This window comes from Saprospiraceae bacterium, assembly GCA_016710235.1.
Classification (GTDB): Bacteria; Bacteroidota; Bacteroidia; order Chitinophagales; family Saprospiraceae; genus Vicinibacter.
The window spans coordinates 2908355-2927688 of record JADJLG010000001.1 but is presented as its reverse complement, the minus strand read 5'-3'; the positions used below and the strand labels follow the sequence as shown (position 1 = coordinate 2927688).

At 35.3% G+C, this 19334-nt stretch carries 13 protein-coding genes; 1 reads left to right on the top strand and 12 read right to left on the bottom strand.

Annotated elements, in window-relative coordinates:
- Positions 1-8 precede the first annotated feature (8 nt).
- From IPI99_11545 to IPI99_11490, 12 genes are all read right to left on the bottom strand, one after another.
- Positions 9-3386 carry an efflux RND transporter permease subunit gene (locus IPI99_11545; protein MBK7341153.1) on the bottom strand — a complete coding sequence of 1126 codons (3378 nt, stop codon included), beginning with the start codon at positions 3384-3386 and terminating at the stop codon, positions 9-11.
- A 30-nt stretch (positions 3387-3416) separates the two neighbouring features.
- Positions 3417-4550: an efflux RND transporter periplasmic adaptor subunit gene (locus IPI99_11540; protein ID MBK7341152.1), complete on the bottom strand. Its 1134-nt coding sequence runs from the start codon at positions 4548-4550 to the stop codon at positions 3417-3419.
- Between the two features lie 173 nt (positions 4551-4723).
- Positions 4724-5143, bottom strand: coding sequence for a type I restriction enzyme HsdR N-terminal domain-containing protein (locus IPI99_11535; protein ID MBK7341151.1), 420 nt, complete (start codon positions 5141-5143; stop codon positions 4724-4726).
- Complete coding sequence (gene asnB, locus IPI99_11530) at positions 5136-7034, bottom strand: asparagine synthase (glutamine-hydrolyzing) (protein MBK7341150.1); 1899 nt, start codon at positions 7032-7034, stop codon at positions 5136-5138. Before asnB (IPI99_11530) ends, IPI99_11535 begins: the two co-directional genes overlap by 8 nt.
- On the bottom strand, positions 7034-8176 hold the full coding sequence (locus IPI99_11525; protein ID MBK7341149.1) for a glycosyltransferase family 4 protein: 1143 nt from the start codon (positions 8174-8176) through the stop codon (positions 7034-7036). Before IPI99_11525 ends, asnB (IPI99_11530) begins: the two co-directional genes overlap by 1 nt.
- Before the next feature lie 46 nt (positions 8177-8222).
- The gene (gene asnB / locus IPI99_11520; protein MBK7341148.1) at positions 8223-10085 is read right to left on the bottom strand and encodes an asparagine synthase (glutamine-hydrolyzing); all 1863 of its coding nucleotides are present in this window, start codon (positions 10083-10085) and stop codon (positions 8223-8225) included.
- An 11-nt stretch (positions 10086-10096) separates the two neighbouring features.
- Positions 10097-11182: a glycosyltransferase gene (locus IPI99_11515; GenBank protein MBK7341147.1), complete on the bottom strand. Its 1086-nt coding sequence runs from the start codon at positions 11180-11182 to the stop codon at positions 10097-10099.
- A complete protein-coding gene (locus IPI99_11510) occupies positions 11183-12532 on the bottom strand; it encodes a hypothetical protein (GenBank protein ID MBK7341146.1) in 1350 nt (449 codons plus the stop codon).
- 14 nt (positions 12533-12546) lie between these two features.
- A complete protein-coding gene (locus IPI99_11505; GenBank protein ID MBK7341145.1) occupies positions 12547-14022 on the bottom strand; it encodes an oligosaccharide flippase family protein in 1476 nt (491 codons plus the stop codon).
- A 1-nt stretch (position 14023) separates the two neighbouring features.
- Entirely contained in the window at positions 14024-15253 is a 1230-nt protein-coding gene (locus IPI99_11500) for a glycosyltransferase family 4 protein (GenBank protein ID MBK7341144.1), read from the bottom strand.
- Between the two features lie 3 nt (positions 15254-15256).
- The gene (locus IPI99_11495; GenBank protein ID MBK7341143.1) at positions 15257-16888 is read right to left on the bottom strand and encodes an alginate lyase family protein; all 1632 of its coding nucleotides are present in this window, start codon (positions 16886-16888) and stop codon (positions 15257-15259) included.
- Positions 16885-17895, bottom strand: a complete 1011-nt coding sequence (locus IPI99_11490) for an SDR family oxidoreductase (GenBank protein ID MBK7341142.1) — start codon at positions 17893-17895, stop codon at positions 16885-16887. Before IPI99_11490 ends, IPI99_11495 begins: the two co-directional genes overlap by 4 nt.
- Positions 17896-18182: 287 nt before the next feature.
- Between IPI99_11490 and IPI99_11485 the strand changes: the two genes are divergently transcribed.
- Positions 18183-18977 carry a thymidylate synthase gene (locus IPI99_11485; GenBank protein ID MBK7341141.1) on the top strand — a complete coding sequence of 265 codons (795 nt, stop codon included), beginning with the start codon at positions 18183-18185 and terminating at the stop codon, positions 18975-18977.
- Positions 18978-19334: the final 357 nt, after the last annotated feature.

The window sequence follows — 19334 nt, the reverse complement described above, 5'->3', positions numbered from 1 at the left end:
TCTTACACTCAAACACTCTTCAATATTCGTTCTGATTTTCTTTTAAACCAATATTTAGTTTTATAAGCCAAAACGTACAAGGTTGGCAACACCAGGAGCGTCAAAAATGTGGCGACGATCAGACCGAATATCATTGTCCAGGCTAAAGGTCCCCAAAAAGCAACATTGTCACCTCCTAAGAAGAATTTAGGATCAAAATGTGAGAACAAGCTCTCGAAATCCATATTCAACCCAATTGCCAATGGTATCAAACCCAAAATAGCAGAAAGGGCTGTTAAAATCACAGGAGTTAATCGGGTAGCTCCACCTTCAATTGCAGCATGTACCACATCATAACCGCGTGTCCTTAATTCATCGATGAACTCAACTAATAGTATACCATTCCTCACCACGATTCCGGCAAGTGCAAATATTCCTACACCGCTCATCACCACACTCATTGTCATCTTGAAAAGGCCAAATCCCAGAGCAATACCAATTAGACTGAATAATACTGTCGAGAAGATTAAAACTGGTTTTACTGCTGAATTGAATTGGGTAACCAATATCAAAAACATAAATGCAAGTGCAGCGGGAAAGGCTACACCAAAAAAGTCGATGGTTTCATTCATTGCTTCCTGATCTCCAGTAAAGGAGAATTCGTATCCTTCTGGTTTTTCGAGTGACGCTGCAATTTTCTGGATGTCTCCCATGATTGCAGCAGCATTTGCTCCCGCAGAAACATCTGAGGATAATGTAATGAGTCTTTTCTGGTTCTTTCGGTTTATGGAGTTTATTGAGGTACCATATTTTGTTGACGCTATAGAAGAAATAGGGATTTGTTTAAATTGTCCGGTTGACATATCCATAAAAGATATTTCCAAATTGAGAAGCTCTTCTACTTTATGCCTGTCCATTTCTTTTAAACGCAACTGGATAGGTGCATCATCATTCTTATCCCTAAATTTAGAAACTTCTTTACCAAATAAAGCAGTTCTAATTTCCATTGCTACCTGAGCCACCGTCACTCCTTCTCTTTGTGCTTTCTCTTCATCTATGTCTAAAATAATTTCGGGTTTGCTGATTTGCAAATCCGAAATTAAGCCCTCAATTCCCTGGATTCCTGCTTCACTAATTTTATTTGTTAAAATATTACCCAAACGACTTAAAACATCAAAATCATCTCCACTTATCTCAATGCTGATAGGTTTTCCGGTAGGTGGGCCGTTTCTTTCTTTTTCTACAGAAATTTCTGCACCAGCTATTCCATTGGAAAACTCACTGCGAATAGCATTTAAAACTTCCTGAGTTGACTTGCCATGTCTTTCTGCAAATTTTACAAAAGCAACCGTTACTTTACTCTTGTGTGGAGTAGCTACCCGATCCGGATTGTCAGGATCACCTGCTCCAAGACCAACGTTTGAAATCACTGACGTCACAATTGGATTTTCTTTGCCAATAACTTTATAAACTCTGTCTTCTATTATCCTCGTAATTGAATCTGTTACTCTGGCGTCTGTACCCATAGGCATTTTGCAATACACTAAAGCAAAATTGGGTTCACCGTTAGGAAATGTTTCAACTTTTGGATTTGTGGATAAATAAAACATCCAGCTTAATATTAAAAATAATATAGCTGATACAACCACGAAAATAGGCCTATATCCCTTCATAAAAAAAGACAATATTTTTCTATAATAAGTGGTTACTTTAGGCCAGATATTGTCTTGATAGAGGTGGATCCATTTTTCAATAAATAAATGATAAAGCACTATGAGCAACATGCAGAAAACAGCAAAATTGCCTAAGCCAACTCCAAGCTTTAAATAACCTAGTAATGCAACAACACTTAAGAGAATAAAAGCTCTACGATAATCTTTCCATTTTCCTCTCTGTAAATGGTCTTCTCTATTCATAAAACTCACAGCAAAAACTGGATTCATCACATAAGCGACAAAAAGTGAGGCTCCCAATGTAATGATCAATGTCACAGGGAGGTTGCTCATGAATTTTCCTATAATACCTGGCCAGAATAGCAATGGAACAAAGGGCATCAAAGTTGTCAGCGTACCCGTTAGAACCGGTACGAACACTTCCCCCGCAGCATACGAAGCTGCTTGCTGGATAGAATACTCTTTGTGTTGGTGAAAGATCCGGTGCGTGTTCTCAATGACTACTATTGCATCATCAACAACTATACCCAGAGCCAGTAAAAATGAAAACAAAACAATCACATTTAGACTCATGCCCAGTCCAGGCATTACTAAAAATGCAAGCATACAAGAAAGAGGTACAGCCAGTCCCACAAAAAAGGCATTCGTAAATCCCATAAAGAACATGAGAATCACTACTACGAATATAAAACCAAGAATTACTGTATTCAATAGATCGTGGAGTTGGACTCTGGTATTTTCAGAGGTATCACCTGTTACTTTAATGTGAAGACCTTCAGGAAATTTATTTTTTTTAAATTCATTTATAATTGTATAGATCTTATCTGTAGCTTCGATGAGATTTGTTCCACTTCTTTTAATGACATTCATCGTGACTACCGGCTTGCCATCCAGTCTGGCAAAATCTTGTTTTTCTTTAAATCCATCTTTTACTTCAGCTATATCCTTAATATAAACGATATTTCCTAGAAAAGACCTCACAACGATATTGGAAATATCATCAGGGTGATCAAACTCTCCGGTAATTCGAATATTTCTGCGAAGGTCACCAACTTTAAGCTCTCCTCCAGAAATATTGAGGTTCTGTCTCATGACTGCGGATTCAATATCTCCAAAAGTGATTCCGGCAGCATTCATGCGGTACAGATCCACATTGATTTGAATTTCACGGTCAACTCCTCCAACTATATCAACACGGGTAATTTCTTTGTTGGATTCAATTCTGTCTTTCAACTGATCGGCAAAAAATTTAATTCGATCCAATGGAAAATCTCCTGCTATATTGATATTCATAATTGGAATTTCACTGAAATCAAATTCCTGAATATTGGGATCTTCCTTTAAGTCGTCAGGCAAATCTTTCTTGGCTTTGTCAACAGCATCGCTAACCCTTTGTTTGCATAATTTAGGATCCAAATCGGTAGAGAATTCTGCGATTACCAAAGAAAAGTCAGAAACAGAGGAGCTACTGATTTTTTTAACTCCATTAATAGATTTGAGTTGCTTTTCAATGGGCTTACTGATCAAATTCTCTACATCTTGCGGAGTTGCGCCTGGATAGATAGTCGCAATTGAAATAGTGGGTACAACAATATCAGGAAAAAGCTCTTTGGGAATTCTTTCATATGCAATATATCCCGCCAAGCATATAATGATGGTGAAAATATAGACCGAAGTAGAGTTGTTAATACACCATTTGGTAAATCCTAATTCTTTGATTTGTCCGATATTCATATGTCAGTGGCTAATGAATAGAATTAATTTTTAAAGTTGGATCAATTGTCCATCTACGATTTCACTATATCCTGTTTTAATAAATGCTTCACTAGCATTAAGTCCAGAGGAAATCACCGATTCTCCATTATAACTAGCGGAAACAACCACTATTTTCTTCTTAGCGTACCAATTGCCACCATTTTTTTCAGCTACCAGAACATAATCTTCTCCATCTATACTTTTCTGAATAATATTACTAGGAACCACGATGGCATTTTTCAATTCTTTGTCATTTATTTTCATTTTGACAACTTGATTAGCAAGAAATTTTTGCTTAACCTTTGGCAATTGTGCTTCGATTTGAATTGTACGAGAATTGGCACTAACCGTTTGGCCAGCATAAATTAATTTGGAGTCAAATTCTTTATCCCAATCTGGGAAATATAATTTTACAGGGTCTCCTTTTTTTATTTTACTAGCATATAAATCGCTCAATTTTGCCTTAACAGATAAATCTGAAGCATTGACAACACGAATACCTGTAAATCCAGGAGATGCAGGTTCTCCAATTTTTAATTTTACCTCGTCTACAGTACCTGAAATAGGTGATTTGATGTACGTCATAGAAAGTTGAGATTGCATAGATTGGAGTCTTTGTTCCAATTGCTCTTTCTGCCCTTTTGCTTGGAGGTATTGTGCTTCACTACCTATGTTCTGATCCCAAAGTTTCTTTTGTTTTTCAAACATTGTTTGTGCCAACTGAAGCGCCGTTTTGACTTCCTCTATTCCTTTGAGGATTGTAGAACCATCCAGGGTGGCTAGGATTTTGCCAGCTTGCACATAATCACCTTCTCTGACATAAATTCGTGTAACTATTCCAGGCATTTGAGGAGCAACCAAGATGTTTTGTCTGGCATCTACGAATCCCTGTAATTCTATAAAATGCTTGAAGTTTTGTTTGCGTAATGTATCGACAGATACTAATTTTGCTCTAGCGTTTTGGCTGCCTGTGGTGTCCCTATCAGCTAGATTTTTCTCTAAAGTAGCGATCTCATCGTTCAATTCTTTCACCTGCTTCCGCAATTCAGTTAGCCTTAAGGCAGGATCAGTTTTTGGTTTACCCTGGCGACATGAAATAATGCTTATTGCAGCCAAAAGTATGACAAAGTGAAAATGCTTCATAAAAACAGAATTAGTAGATAATGAAACGGAAAACACTTGTTTTTGTTTTCGGACCTTTTGTTAGAGCTGGATAATGAGTTGTTAATAATTTTTATGATTAAAAATCTACTGTAATGAATTGAATATGAGTAAATTATGTTATGTTTAAATGCGCATTACGTAAATTAATACCTTTAAATAGGATCTAAATTTTGAAAATGAGGTATGTCTTCTACTCTCAGCCAGCTTTCGTCCTCAATATTTCGTTTGAATACAATGCTCATTATTCCATTGGTGATCAAAAGGTAAGGTACTTTCAAAATATAATTATACCTGCTGATTTGCAAGATCGCTTCAGCGTTTATTTTTTTTGCTGCAGATTTACATTCTACCAAAATAAATGGCTGAATGGATTTGTCATAGATCACAATGTCGAATCTTTTCTTTAGAGTAAAAAATTGAATCTGCTTTTCGATACTCATTCTGGAATAAGGATAGCCATAGTATTGATGAAGTGCATTAATGGTTTGCTGCCTAATGAATTCCTCAGGTGTCTTTTTTACCCATTTTTTTCTAACTGGATCAAATAATTCCTCTGACAATCTTTCAAACATTCTTATTGTAATACTCGGTGAACATAAAAATACTAGCAATGGCTAAAAGTGTATAAGAATAATCATGTTTACCTTGCCTATGTTCACTCAAAATCTGTAAAACATTATTAGACTTAAATATAGGGTTGTGAGTGAATTCAGGGGAATTAAACAATTGATCCAATTCAATCCCAAGTTCAGCTTTTAACCATATTCTCAGTGGAGAGCCGAAACCAGATTTTGGACGATATATTACCTCTTTGGGCAGATAGCGCTCAGCTACCTTTCGTAAAATATATTTTGTTTCATTTCCTCTCATTTTGAGATTGGGTGGCAATTCTGTTGTAAACTCTACCAACTCTTTGTCTAAATAAGGAACCCTAACTTCAACTCCATGTGCCATACTCATTTTGTCTGTGTAATTTAAGTTATGGTCGCCAAGAAAATGTTTGATCTCCAAATACAGCATTTGATTGAGTACTTCATGTTCATTAGGAATTTCCAGAAGCGTGTTTCTTAAATGGAAATGAGAGTCTGATTTAAAATATTTACTATAATCAGAGTGAAATAACTGTTTAACAATTTGGTGCGGGCTCCATGAATAGGAATTGAATAACTGTTCTTTTGGATTCTTTTGGACATTGGCATCAAGAAATTTTGATAATCTTCTGAAATGAGGCATACCCTTGTCTGTATTTGACACCAAAATTTTCATCAACCATCTCAGTTTGTAAGGGAAAATATTAAATATTTGATGATAATATAGAGATTGGTGCCTTCTGTATCCACTGAATATATCATCAGCACCAGTCCCACCCAACAGTACAAAAATTCCATTATCTCTAGCAGCTTTACAAATGTTCTTCACATGTAATGCAGCAGGATCTGCAGTAGGTTCATCAAGCTGAAGGATCATCTTTCTCAGATCCGAAAGTGTAGGAGTTTCAGTCTTTACTTCATGTAACTCGCAATCAAGTAATTTCGCAACTTTTCTTGCATACATTGTGTCATCTGCAAAGCCATCTGCGCTTGTATTTGATTCGGAATCTATAGTATAGCAAGGAAGTTTTTTCTTTTTCAATATTTTTTGAGCGATTGCGACAATTAAGCTTGAATCTAAACCACCCGAAAGGAAAAAACCTACCGGAACATCTGATAATAATTGTCTTTGTATTGAATCTTGTAGGATTCTGTCAAGTTTATTGGTCAAATCTATCTCACTACTTTTGGAATAATTTCCGTTGAAGTCAATTTGGTAATATTTTTGTTGAATTAAGTTGGTAAAATTTCCTAATTTAAAATGTATATAATGACCTGCGGCAACTTTCTTAACTTGCCGGAATGCAGTATCTGTGCTAGGACTATACAGATATTCCGTGTAATCTAGCAATGATTGTGCATCCCATTCAGAATTAAAGTGATCGAAATGAGAAATTGCTTTTATTTCTGATGAAAATAAAAGTGAACTTTCTGTATAGTAATAATAAAGGGGCTTGATGCCAAATGGATCTCTTACACAGTAAACTTCATTCTTTTTGTAATCTATATAGCAAAAGGCATATATTCCATTTAAACCTGAACAAAAATCAATACCAAATTGCTTTAAGCCTACTAATAACGTTTCAGTATCTGATTGTGTTTTAAAATCAAAACTTGATAAAGTATCTCGCCTCAACTTCCAATGATTGTATATTTCCCCATTAAATATAATTACAGCATCTTTTTCATCAGTCCACATGGGTTGTATGGCTGCTTCGCTCAAATCTTGGATTGCTAATCTTTGGTGACCTAAATAAAATTTTTCATCCGAAAAACTAGCACAAGCATCAGGTCCACGATGTTTTAATTTGTCCAGGCATTCGTGCGCGTTGGCTTCATTATACCTACCAAAGATTGCTAAAATGCCACACATTATTCAATATTTGCTTTGATGCTCCAAAGATAATCCATAGTTTCCTGAGCGCAACGCTTCCAGTTGTAATCTTGTGCTTTCAATTGTGCCTCTTTGGCATTTTTCATTCTTTGCTGAGGTTCTAGGAGCAATTTTTCCAATGCAGTAGAAATGTTTTCAACTTGCTCAGGATCAAAATAATATCCATGTTCGCCTAAGAATTCGGGCATTGGATTTGATATTGAGCATGCTATCGGCAAGCCAGAGCTCATTGCTTCCAAAAGGGTATTCGGCATATTTTCACAGGAAGAAGCAAAAATAAAAGCATCTGCATTTTTATAATATTGGATCAAATCTTTGTAAGGTACTTCCCCTAGATAATTGGCAAAAGTTTGAGCTCCCAGATCCTTGTAAACGGAGATAAATCGTTGATAGCAAGGTATGTATTTACCACCAATAAAAGTTATTTCTACGGGATAGGATTTTTCTCTTAGAGCAGCAATGCTTTTAAGTACATTATCTTGATGTTTATAAACATCTATAATTGAGACATATAAAAATTTGAATGGTTGGTTGAAATTATATTGTTCTATAGGTAATTGTTTTTTAATGGGCAACGAAAACCGCTTTGATACACCATGATGAATTATTGTAGAATTTTTTAATTTTAAACTTTGATTCACGATGTTTTTAGCATAGTTTGAAATAAATATAAGTCCGGCTGCTTTTCTAAATGTTTGTGATTGAAATATATTTAATAAAGTCAGTCTTGCATTCATTAATGAAAATCCATATCTATTCCTTTCATTTTTGTCAAATACTAGCATATTTCTACACATGCTAACAAATGGACTGAAACTACCGGAATAGTATCCGCCTGGAACAAAAAGCAGGTCCACATTTCGTAATTTCAATTCTTCCGGAAATTTATATTTTAACCATAAATATCGAAATAAGTAATTTTTAGATAGCCAAGGGTGGGAAATAAACTTAATATTTGGACTTAGTTGTAATTTTGATTCTAATTGGAGTGGCCCAAAAATAAAAATCTCACCGAAATGATGATTGATTGCTGACAAATGACTACACAATTCCATTAAATGGGTTACTGCGCCTCCGGCTGATATGTTTGTGGCGTCTATGGCTAATGTAGGTTTTGTCAATTTCTTGAAAATTTATGGCTACTTTCTGTAGATTACGAAAATGCTTTTACAAGGATAATTGATAGTGATTTTTCCATAAGGTAAATAGTATTAAACCATATAACCGATTTCCATTGTCAGCACCCTTCTCATGATTTTTAATAATTTGATGCAAGTATTTTTTGTCAAAAATATCTTGCTCTTTGGAAAATAATATATCCTTCATAAATGTGTTCCATTCTGCTTGTCTGAGCCATTCACTGATCGGTATACTGAAACCTTGTTTTCTTGTCAAATCAAATCCAGAAGGTAGTATTTTGGCTGCAATTTTTTTTAGTAGTATTTTTTTAAGAGTTGAACTAGCTTTCAAATGCGAAGCTACTTGAGAAAACGCAAATTCAATCATTTTTACATCGAGCAGTGGGGCACGTATTTCCAGTGAATTTAACATACTGGCTCTGTCAATTTTAACTAAAATATCTTCAGGTAAATAATTCATAAAATCCATTCGTGTAGCCCTTTGTAATAAATCTTGGCGAAGAGGAATATTTGTTGAAAATGGATTTTTCTCATCCAAGAATGCTTCTATTGGTTTAATCAGGAGTCTTTTAAGATTATGTTCATCGAATATAGAAGCAATCAGAGGAATCTCCTTGTCGAAATTGGTATTGAGATTTGTTAACCAAGTTCTACCTTTAAATCCAAGAGGTAAATATTGAGTCGTTTTTGAAACCAATTTTTTTAAGCCACTCGGTATGTATTTCGTGGTTTGAGCCACTTTGATCATCCTGTCATAATGAGAATATCCTCCAAAAAGTTCATCACCGCCATCGCCACCAACAGCTACTGTACAATGTTGGCGAATTAATTGACTAACAAGAAAAGTTGGTATCATTGATGTATCACAGAGAGGGTCATCATACTGAATTGCAAGTTGAGGGATGATATCGCATGTGATTCGATCAACAGCAAGGACATGGTGTTCAGTATTGAAGTAATCAGCGATCAACTTTGCATGTCGAGATTCATCAAATTTAGCATATTGAGGAAAAGTAACGGTAAATGTTTTCACTCTGGGCAGATGTCGAGAGGCAAAAGCTGTTATCAGACTTGAATCTACACCACCACTTAGAAGCACACCCAAAGGAACATCAGAAACTAATTGATCTTGGACAGCATGATCTAGAATATCGGTACATTCTTCAACTAATTGTTCACTCGATTTTGGATTTTGCTCATTATCAAATTCCGGTAGCGTCCAGTAATTTCTAATACTAAATTGATCCTCTTTTAGAGAATAGAGTCCATAATGGCCTGGGGGTAACTTGAAAATATTTCCAACCATCGATTGGTGGCCTTGAACATAACCTCTGGTGAGGAAATTGAACAAAGCGTCTTGGTTTATTTTTAATTTTTGTGTAGAATGTTGAATGAGCGCTTTGGATTCTGATGCAAATCTGAAGGTGTTTTCTTGATGGCAATAGTAAAGTGGTTTTTCTCCAACTCTGTCTCTTGCTATGATTAAGGTTTGTAGGTTTTCATCGTAAATACAAAATGCAAACATTCCATGTATGTAATTAAGCATTTGTATTCCCCAATGCTGATAGGCTACTATTAGGACTTCTGTATCTGATTCCGTCTTAAATTTATAATGTAATGATTGTAACGAATTCTTTATCGACTTGAAATTATAAATTTCGCCATTAAAAGTGATATGGATTTTCTGGTCGCTAGAATGCATTGGCTGGTTTGCCTGGGGTGACAAATCGATGATAGCCAATCGACTATGCCCAAGGCCAACAGTTTTGTCACTTGAAATCCAGACATCATCAAAGTCCGGACCTCTGTGTTTTAAGACTTGAAGTTGGCTCTTTAAAACTGGTAAGTTAACCTTAGTGTATCTACTTGCAAAACCAATTATTCCACACATCTGAAACTTGTTTAAGAAACAATTTTATTATACAATTGGAGAAATTGGGGTACTACATTTTCTTCTGAATAATTTTGTGCAATATTTCTAGCTCTGACCGACATCAATTTAAGCTCTTCAGGATTTTGAAAACCGTAAATGATAGCTGCAGCTGCTTCAGGGGCTTGATCAGCTTTACAATAAATTGCTGAGTTTTCGGGAAAAATAGATCTGTGTTGAGGAATGTCAGACAATATCATGGGTGTACCATGAAAAGCGGATTCAAGAACCGAATTGGGCATACCTTCGACAATGGACAGGCTGACAAACAACTGGGCGTTTGAAAGAGTTTCGCTAACATTTTGAGTATATCCTAAAAACTCTATATGTTCAGTCAAATTACTGTTAATTACTTTCTGTTTTAATTCTTTTTCTAATGGTCCCGCACCGACTATTTTTAAAATAGCTTGTGGTATGGATTGAACCACCAGAGCAAAAGCTTCGATCAAGATTTTAACATTTTTGCTTTCATTAAGTCTCCCCAAATAAACTGCTGAGTAGGGTTTGGGAAGAAGTCTTGGGTTTTCGTTTGTTGATATCTTTTGATTGACTATATTAGGTATAAACATAACTTTCTGCTTATTGAAAACAAATTTTTTCCAAATCCGTTTTGCTGCTTCTGAATTTGTGAGTATAACTTTGCTTTTGTGGGCAATAAAAAGCTTTGGCAAGGCATGTTTGGTAAACATATCTACTCCTGGATATGAGCGCTCGTAAAAAATAAAAGGAATGTTCTTTTTTATTGCAGAGATTCCACCAAAAAAATACATCGGACTCAGCCACACTTCAACTATATCCGGTTTAATTTTATCTATGATGTCATTGATCTGTCTACAAATATCCAAACTATAATTTGATTTAACTTTTAATAGATGGATAGTAGCCCCACTTGATTCTAAAGCTTGATAATTGACTCCTTTCTCCAGTAAACAAACGTGTGATTCGACCTGGTAATGTTTCAATGCAGTGACCAATTTGCATAATTGTTTTTCAGCACCACCGCCATTCATTGAGGGAATACAATGTAATACAATAATGGATTTTGATGGCTGGTTCATTTATAGGGTATAAGTTTGGTATTTGTTTGACTCATTTAAAGATATCGAGAATATCAAACTCATGAACCAAATTATAGCAAAAGAGGGCAGTACAAATTGTAAAATCGGGCCCAATTGCTGAAAGGTCGAGTTTCTATATGACATATAAGCATTGATAATCAGATGCAAGTATAATGGTAAATACCACCATTTGGTTTTTCCATGTCTTAGTATTTTAGTGAGGAGAAAACAAACTATTGCGATCAAAATGCCGCGGATTACTGCCTCTGGTAATCCATTACCTATGATTGCTTGAGGGATAGCCCCAAACACCCATCCACCTCCTTCTGCCTTGTATTCCGGATAGTATTCATCCAGGTACCAATTGACCAAATCTCTTTTTTCAAAAGGCAGTAATTGACTTGGGATGAATGACCAAAATTCATTAAACCTGACAGTAAAAGGAACCGTATAAGGTTCTTTGCTTTGTAATTGATATAAATCGATGCCATTTGCATAAATTGCATCAAACTCACCAATTTCAAGTGTAGTGAATCCTTGTGAACCTACTGCCTCCCAGGATTTTAAATTTCGTCTTATTCCCCATAAAAGAAAAAATGAAATCCCAACAATTCCCATAACTAACCAAGCTCGAGTCGAAATTGCCTTTACAAAAATGTGAAAACAAATTATAAAAAGAATTAATGATAGTACTACTGAGGCTCTACTGCCATCCATATCGATCGAAAAAATAGTTAGAAAAGCAAAGAAAATTATCCAAAGCTTATGCGTTTTCCATCGTTGCATTAATGCAGCAATAATGACGATATTCAGAATAGTTTGGAATGAATGCAACATCAATATCGCTTGAGCAAGCCATTTTGGGGCTTGTTGAATTATCTTATAAGAATCTGAATATGAAGTTGCTGTTCCAAGTAAGCCACTAAAACTGATCATAACAGAAACTATCTTGATGATTATCAACAGAATCAAAGAAGTATACAATTTTGAATTGTCTATCCATTTGATTCCTTCAACATAATTCATTTTAACTGTTCTGCGAAGCAATGTGTAACAAACTACAAAACCAATTGAGTAGGAAATAGCAATTTGATTAACATAAATCAGTTCCTCTGCTGAGGGTTGCATATAGAACAATCTGCCACTAATAGGAGTAAGGTATTTGTATCCCTGAAGCATCCATCCTATGGGTGGGAGTGTAGAATAAATAGTAAGCACACTTAGCCAGATTATACCTAAATCATGAAAAGGAGCTTTTTTTTCAATCCGATATACTACAAAGTACATCCAAGCGGCAAGTGCGAAGAGAGTAACTACCTGGATGAATACTATTTGATGTGTATCTAGCATGAGTAGGTGGCCTTTTATCTGAATGATTTATTTTGATGTAAAAGTTTAAAAATTGGGATTGATTGTAAAGATTTTAAAATACCGATTATAAATTTTTTAAAGAGCATAAAGGCAGAAATCACAATGAACACAAAATAAATTAAAATTTGTGCTGCTTGGTTTGTAATAAACTCTGAAGAATAATAGAGAATGACATAACCAAAGATATAGATCACTGCAATTGAAAAAACTACTTTTAACAATTCCCTTCCAGGATTTCTAAAATAATAAATAAACCCCGCAACCAAACCAATCATTAAAGTAGCAGATGTAATCGTCCACGATCTGGCTACTTCAATTATACTTTGGCTTCTCCATAGGCTGAAAAGATACACAGCAAGAGCAACTGCCATAGTAGCATTAAGCCACAAATATTTATTGTTTAGCATAAAGAGGTTTGATAGTATTTGTGTTAAGGAATAAAACAGTATTCCTAATATTGCATTCTGATATATCCAATCATTAATTAGCTGGCTTTGAGATCCAAGCCATAATCCCAAAATCGCTGATTTGCCACCAACTAAAAAGGAACAATAGAGGAGTGATATAATTCCTACCATTTTGACACTCTGTAATAATGCATGTTGAGCTTGTTGATTTTTATCAAAGTAAATCGTCCTTGTAAATACTGCCAATCCAATGGGGGTAATCAGTGCCAATAATGCATGGGGTAGGGTGAGTGACAAATTGTAGTTTCCCAGTGCTTCTGCACTGAAATATTTTGAAATATATAATTTGTCAAGTTGAAAAAAGATTAAGGTAAATATAGAAAGTAAGCTAAAATGGAATGATTGATGTAAGTAAATTTTAATATCTTGAAAAGAAGCAATTTCAATTGGTTTCGGGGAATCAGCGTAGGCAAAATTACGTAATGTGATAGACTCTATAACCTTACTGATAATCATAGCATAAAAATAATATTCTATCTCGGACTTCCAAAGAAAAATAAATCCTAAAATAAGTGCAGTCCTGAATATATGAGAAATAATATTGACAATGTTCTTGATAGTCAGTTTGTTTTGCCCTATTAATATATTCTCGTACAATGATCTTGGCCATGAAACAAAGAAAAGTATTCCCATGAGTTGAATAATCAAATTTTCGTTCAACTTACCGCTTGAAATATTTAACCAATGAGTTGAAAATAATGGCGCTATAGTAATTAAAAAAGTTCCTACAACTAAAGCGATAGTGAGATAAATAAGCTCAATTCTTCTAACGGCAGAAAAACGATTTTCCCTAGTGTTGGTATCGCTGTGGGCTAGTATTTTGGCAGTTGTAGCCCCCATTCCAAAATCCATTAAAGCCATAAGTACTTCTACTGTGTAATAAAACGAAATTACGCCATATGCTTCCATTCCCAGCACTCTCACCAGTACAGGTATAAGCAAAAATCTAATAATCAAATAAATGAATTGATTAATATAATTAAAAATCACATCTTTTCTCAATTCAACTAATAGATTTATTATTAGGTAATATTGTTTTAAGTATTTCCAGCATCTGTATTGCCAATTTCGTTCTATTGAAGTCTTCTGCTAATCTGGTACAACCTTCACGGTAGACAACAAAATCATGCCTCGACTCAAATAAAAGATTGAGTTTGTTTAAAAAATCATTTTCATCTTCAGGCCTAAAACAAAATCCACAATGATAGGTATCGACCAGTTGTTTTGCCTCACCTTCGACGCCCAACAGCAATGGTTTAAGCATTGCAGCATTTTCAAATATTTTTGAAGGAATGACTGTTTCAAAAGTTTTAGATTTTTTTAAATTTACTAAGGCAACATCAAGAATGGAAATATAATCAACCACAAGCTCTTTAGCCACGCTTGGTAGCATGAGTACGTTAGTGAGTTTCAATTCTTGAACTTGCTTGATCAAATGTTTCTTCTCAGCACCGTCTCCAATAAATAAAAAAAATATCTCAGGCGAACTTACTTTGGCACAACAATCAAGAATAAAGTCCAGTTTATGTGCCATACCATGTGTGCCAAAGTATCCTATCAAAAATTTGTTTTCAAGGCCTAATGATTTTCTGAGGTTCGTTGTGCTTTTTGTTGGAACAAATCTTGTTAAATCAACACCGTTTTTTATAACTTGGATTTTATCCTGTGGTACATTTCTTCTTATGAGGTTCCGTTTGAATGCTTCTGTGACAACGATGACTTTAGTACAACTTTTATAAAGATGTAATTCAATTTTTTCTAAAAACCCAAGAACGAATTTATTTTTTAAAGCTCCGACAGCTGCAATGGATTCAGGCCATATATCTCGAACTTCCATTACCCATGGTTTATTTTTAACCAAAGATAAAAAGTGACCAGAAATTGCTGTAAAAAACTGAGGTGAGGTCGCAATAATAATATCTGCACTTTGGAATATTCCTGCAAAAAAAGATACTATGGCAAAGGAAGCATAATCCAAAGTGCGTTTTATTAATCCCTCGTTTTGCGTGATATAACTCCACACTCTGATGACTTTTATACCCTCGATTTGTTCTGCATTATATAATCTATTTTTATAATTTGGAAATAATTTTCCTGTGGGAAAATTAGGATTGCATGTTATGATGGTTACATCAACGCCTTGTTTGACCCATTCGACGCAATGTTCATAAGTCCTTGAAGCAGGAGCGTTTACTTCAGGTGGAAAATTGTCAGTCAGAAAAAGTATTTTCATTTATTAATCCTTCTTCGATGATGGGTGAACAATAATTGTCGTCTCGAGGTAATTCATAAAATCCACGACTACCTTGCTAATTTTTCTTGTTCGGTTAAAATCAACTCCTTTGAGCGAATATTCATGGTTTACTAAAATCGCATTTTCGAACTGAAAACTGAATTCTCTTGTAAAAATTCCATGACCTTGTATTTCAGACATTTCAAGAATTCGGTCAAAATGAAAATTCGCTTGAGCTAATTTATTCTTTCTACCAATGAGTTGATCTCGAATAGAGATTCCATCTGATAGACACTGGATTTCTCTGGCATGGAACACTCCATATCTGGATCTGTAACCGTGATGCCTTGCACAGATGTGTTCATCACTTTCTTCTAATATTTCTGTATGGGCGCGATTTCCGACACGAAATGAAGCCCATATATCCGAACTACTGGTATTTTCAATAGAAATAGTATTGTGGGCCATTGTAGATCGCTCATAGATTCTGCTTTGCGACTCACTATAGTTGTGAATTCCTGTATCTGTTACAACGGTTTTTCCAGCTATTTCGAGTAGAAACTGAAGACTGTCCGCATGGGCATGCCCTGGGATATATTTCGGACCTATTGGTCCAACATCAACCAGTAATTCAAATTTATTTTTCCTGAACATCCTATAGCCGCTATTGTGTAAGGCATTATTCCTAGTTTCTAGACTCAATAGTTTCGTATAAGAAAAAATTTCTTTCAATTTATATTCATTGATGCTTACACAATCATTGACCTGTGGAATACTCCCAGAACGAAATTGCATTTTATTTAACCAAGAAAGCATGTTCGCTGCAATTTGTTCAAGCTGGAACTTGAGTGTCTCTTGTTTCTCAAATGTAGAATTGTTCCTGAGCAACTGAATGCTATCTAACACTCTTTCAAGCACATGGGTATGATACATTGGACTAAGTTCAAAATGAGCTCCATCATCTAATATTTGTTCTCCCAATTGAACTGTCAGAAGTTCATTTGCCTGTTTATAAAATTCATCATTTTGAAAATAAATTGAAGCGTAGAGCAGTGCAAATCCATTTTCCAGGATGTGGTTTCCCAAAAGATGCTTCTCTGTGTGTTTTGCCAACCATTTGGTTTGTGTAAACAAATGTAAATCGATTTCATCCCAGGTTAATTTATTATGGGCTAACCATTGTATTAAACTCATGATTCTTCTCGATAATGGATAGGGTTCATGACCCACAGAGTTTAGTTGGATTTGATCGTGGTATTGATTAATGACATTGAGAATAAGTTCTGTACTTGAGCTCGTATTGAAAATCCAGTCAAAGTAATTCAGGTGGTAAATCCATAACCTCTCATTGCCGCTAAAATTCCAATTAATGGTTTCAAATTTGTGCAACTTATTTATTAAATTGAACACTAAATGGTCTAAATCAGCAGAATCCGAACTCGTTGTATACTTTGTGAAATGAATCGGCTTTTTTACTATTGCTTGGGAACTAATCTTTCTGTACTTTTTACCTATAATATTGTTCCACTTTCGCTCAACAGAATAATATATCCTAAAAAATATCTGTTTCCATTTCAGGTACTTTATGGTATGAAAATATTTAGAGACAGAATATGTTTTTTTACTGAAAATCATGAAGTTACATTCCGCCGAAACGAATTTTGTATTTGTGTTTGATGAACATACCAACGCACAGTTTTTTTTATTCCTTGTTCAAAGCTCAATTCTGGATTATATGCCAGAATATCGCGAGCTTTTTGAATATCCGCCATTGAAAATTTGATATCGCCTTGCCGTTCAGAGGCATATTGAGGTTTGATATTCGAACCCAGTTCTGTTCGTATTGCATCATAAAGTTGACTCAAAGTGATGCTATCTCCACAGGCAACATTGAATACTTGTCCGAATGCCTCTCTTGGCGCAGTCAAGCATTGCACACAAGCTTTAGTTACATTGTCCACATGTGTAAAGTCTCTGCTCGTGCTCCCATCCCCAAATATTGTAGGTGATTCTCCGCGCAATAGTTGATGGATAAATATTGGAATTACAGCTGCATACTGCGAGAATGAGTTCTGCTTCTTACCAAAAACATTAAAAAAACGTAAAGCAATCGTAGGTAAACCATATAAATGATAGAATTGTCTGGCATACAACTCTAGTGCGTATTTTGTAATCGCATAAGGTGAAACCGGAGCAGGGAAGTCAGTTTCCTTTTTTTGGACAGGATGATCTCCAATTTGTGAACTGTTCCCATATACTGAAGAACTACTAGCACACACGAATCTGCGAATTTTGCTATCCCTGGCTGCCACAAGCATATTCAAAGTGCCACTGACATTATTTTCATTTGAGTTGATGGGTTCTGATATGGATCGAGGAACTGACCCTAAAGCTGCCAGATGTATGACACTGTCTACATCTTTGATCGCTTGGAGACAGCAATGCAAATCGCGTATATCACCCTCCATGATTTCGAATTCTGGGAGATGATTAAATTCTGAAATATTATCTCGACTACCGCTAGAAAAATTATCCAGTATTCTGACGTTATAACCATGATCCAGCAATACTTCTACAAGATTTGAACCAATGAATCCGCTGCCGCCTGTCACCAATACTTTTTCTTTCACTTTTGCTTCTATTGAATTACTTATAACATGAATATCTTTCGCTCGGTATACCCAAACGAGCAAATTCCTCAACAAAATTAGAAATATTTTCTCTAATGAATAGATTTTGAAAGCTTTAAATATGAAAATTTATTGCTATAATTGAAAAGAAATCAGGAGTGTGGCACGAGCTGCTTAGTCCATTTCTAGTTTGCGCCCGACATCATGCCTTATGCCTGTAAGTCTATTAGCTTGTTTATTCTTTCAATTTTCAACCTTAGTACACATTATGTATTAATATATATAATTTTGAATCTTATATGAAGGCTTATTTGGATTTACTCAATCATGTTCTCCAGCAAGGGGCTGTTAAATCAGATCGAACAGGAGTTGGTACTCGAAGTGTTTTTGGTTATCAAATGCGTTTTGATCTGAGCCAAGGTTTTCCTTTGCTGACTACAAAGAAGATGCATCTAAAGTCCATTATCTATGAACTATTGTGGTTTATTAAAGGGGATACTAATGTTGGTTATCTACGAGAGCATGGAGTGAGCATTTGGGACGAGTGGGCTGATGAATTTGGTAATTTGGGTCCAGTTTATGGAAAACAATGGCGCGCTTGGGAGGCTGCGGATGGTAGAGTCATCGATCAGCTCATGAATACTATAAATGCTTTGAAAACTGAGCCTTATTCCAGACGTTTGATCATTTCCGCCTGGAATGTTGGCGACCTGCCGCATATGGCTCTCAGCCCCTGTCATTGCTTATTTCAATTTTACGTATCTGAAGGAAAGCTTTCCTGCCAGTTATACCAAAGATCGGCAGATGTTTTTCTGGGAGTGCCATTCAATGTTGCTTCATATGCTTTGCTGACAATGATGATTGCGCAGGTTTCTGGATTAGAAGTTGGGGATTTTGTCCACAGTTTTGGGGATGTACATCTCTATAATAATCATGTGGATCAAGCAATATTACAGCTAGATCGAGTTCCATTCGTATTGCCTAAGATAAGATTGAATCCTAAGGTACAGTCAATTGATGAGTTTGAATACGAAGACTTCACTCTGGAAGACTACAGTTTCCATCCGGCAATCAAAGCACCTATCGCTGTATAGTATTGAATACAAAGTATTCCGATAGTTATTTTGCCTTGGACTAACATTTGATAAATAAAATTTAATGGTTTGAGGAATAATCTATTGCAATTGGTGAAATGGAGAAAATTTTCCTACGTCTGGACCAACCAGAGAAGTCAACAAGATTGAGCTATATGGATTCATTTAAGAATAAGGGATCGAAAAATATTTTTACTCTTAACTTTTATTTAACCAAAAGACAATCAATCGATTGTGACATATTAAAAAAATATTTATATTTTTTCATAGGAGAATCGCGATGATTATTTTTGATTTGCACTGAATCCTGTTAAATTTGCATCGAAAATGTGAGGTTTGTTCACATATAATGAAAAA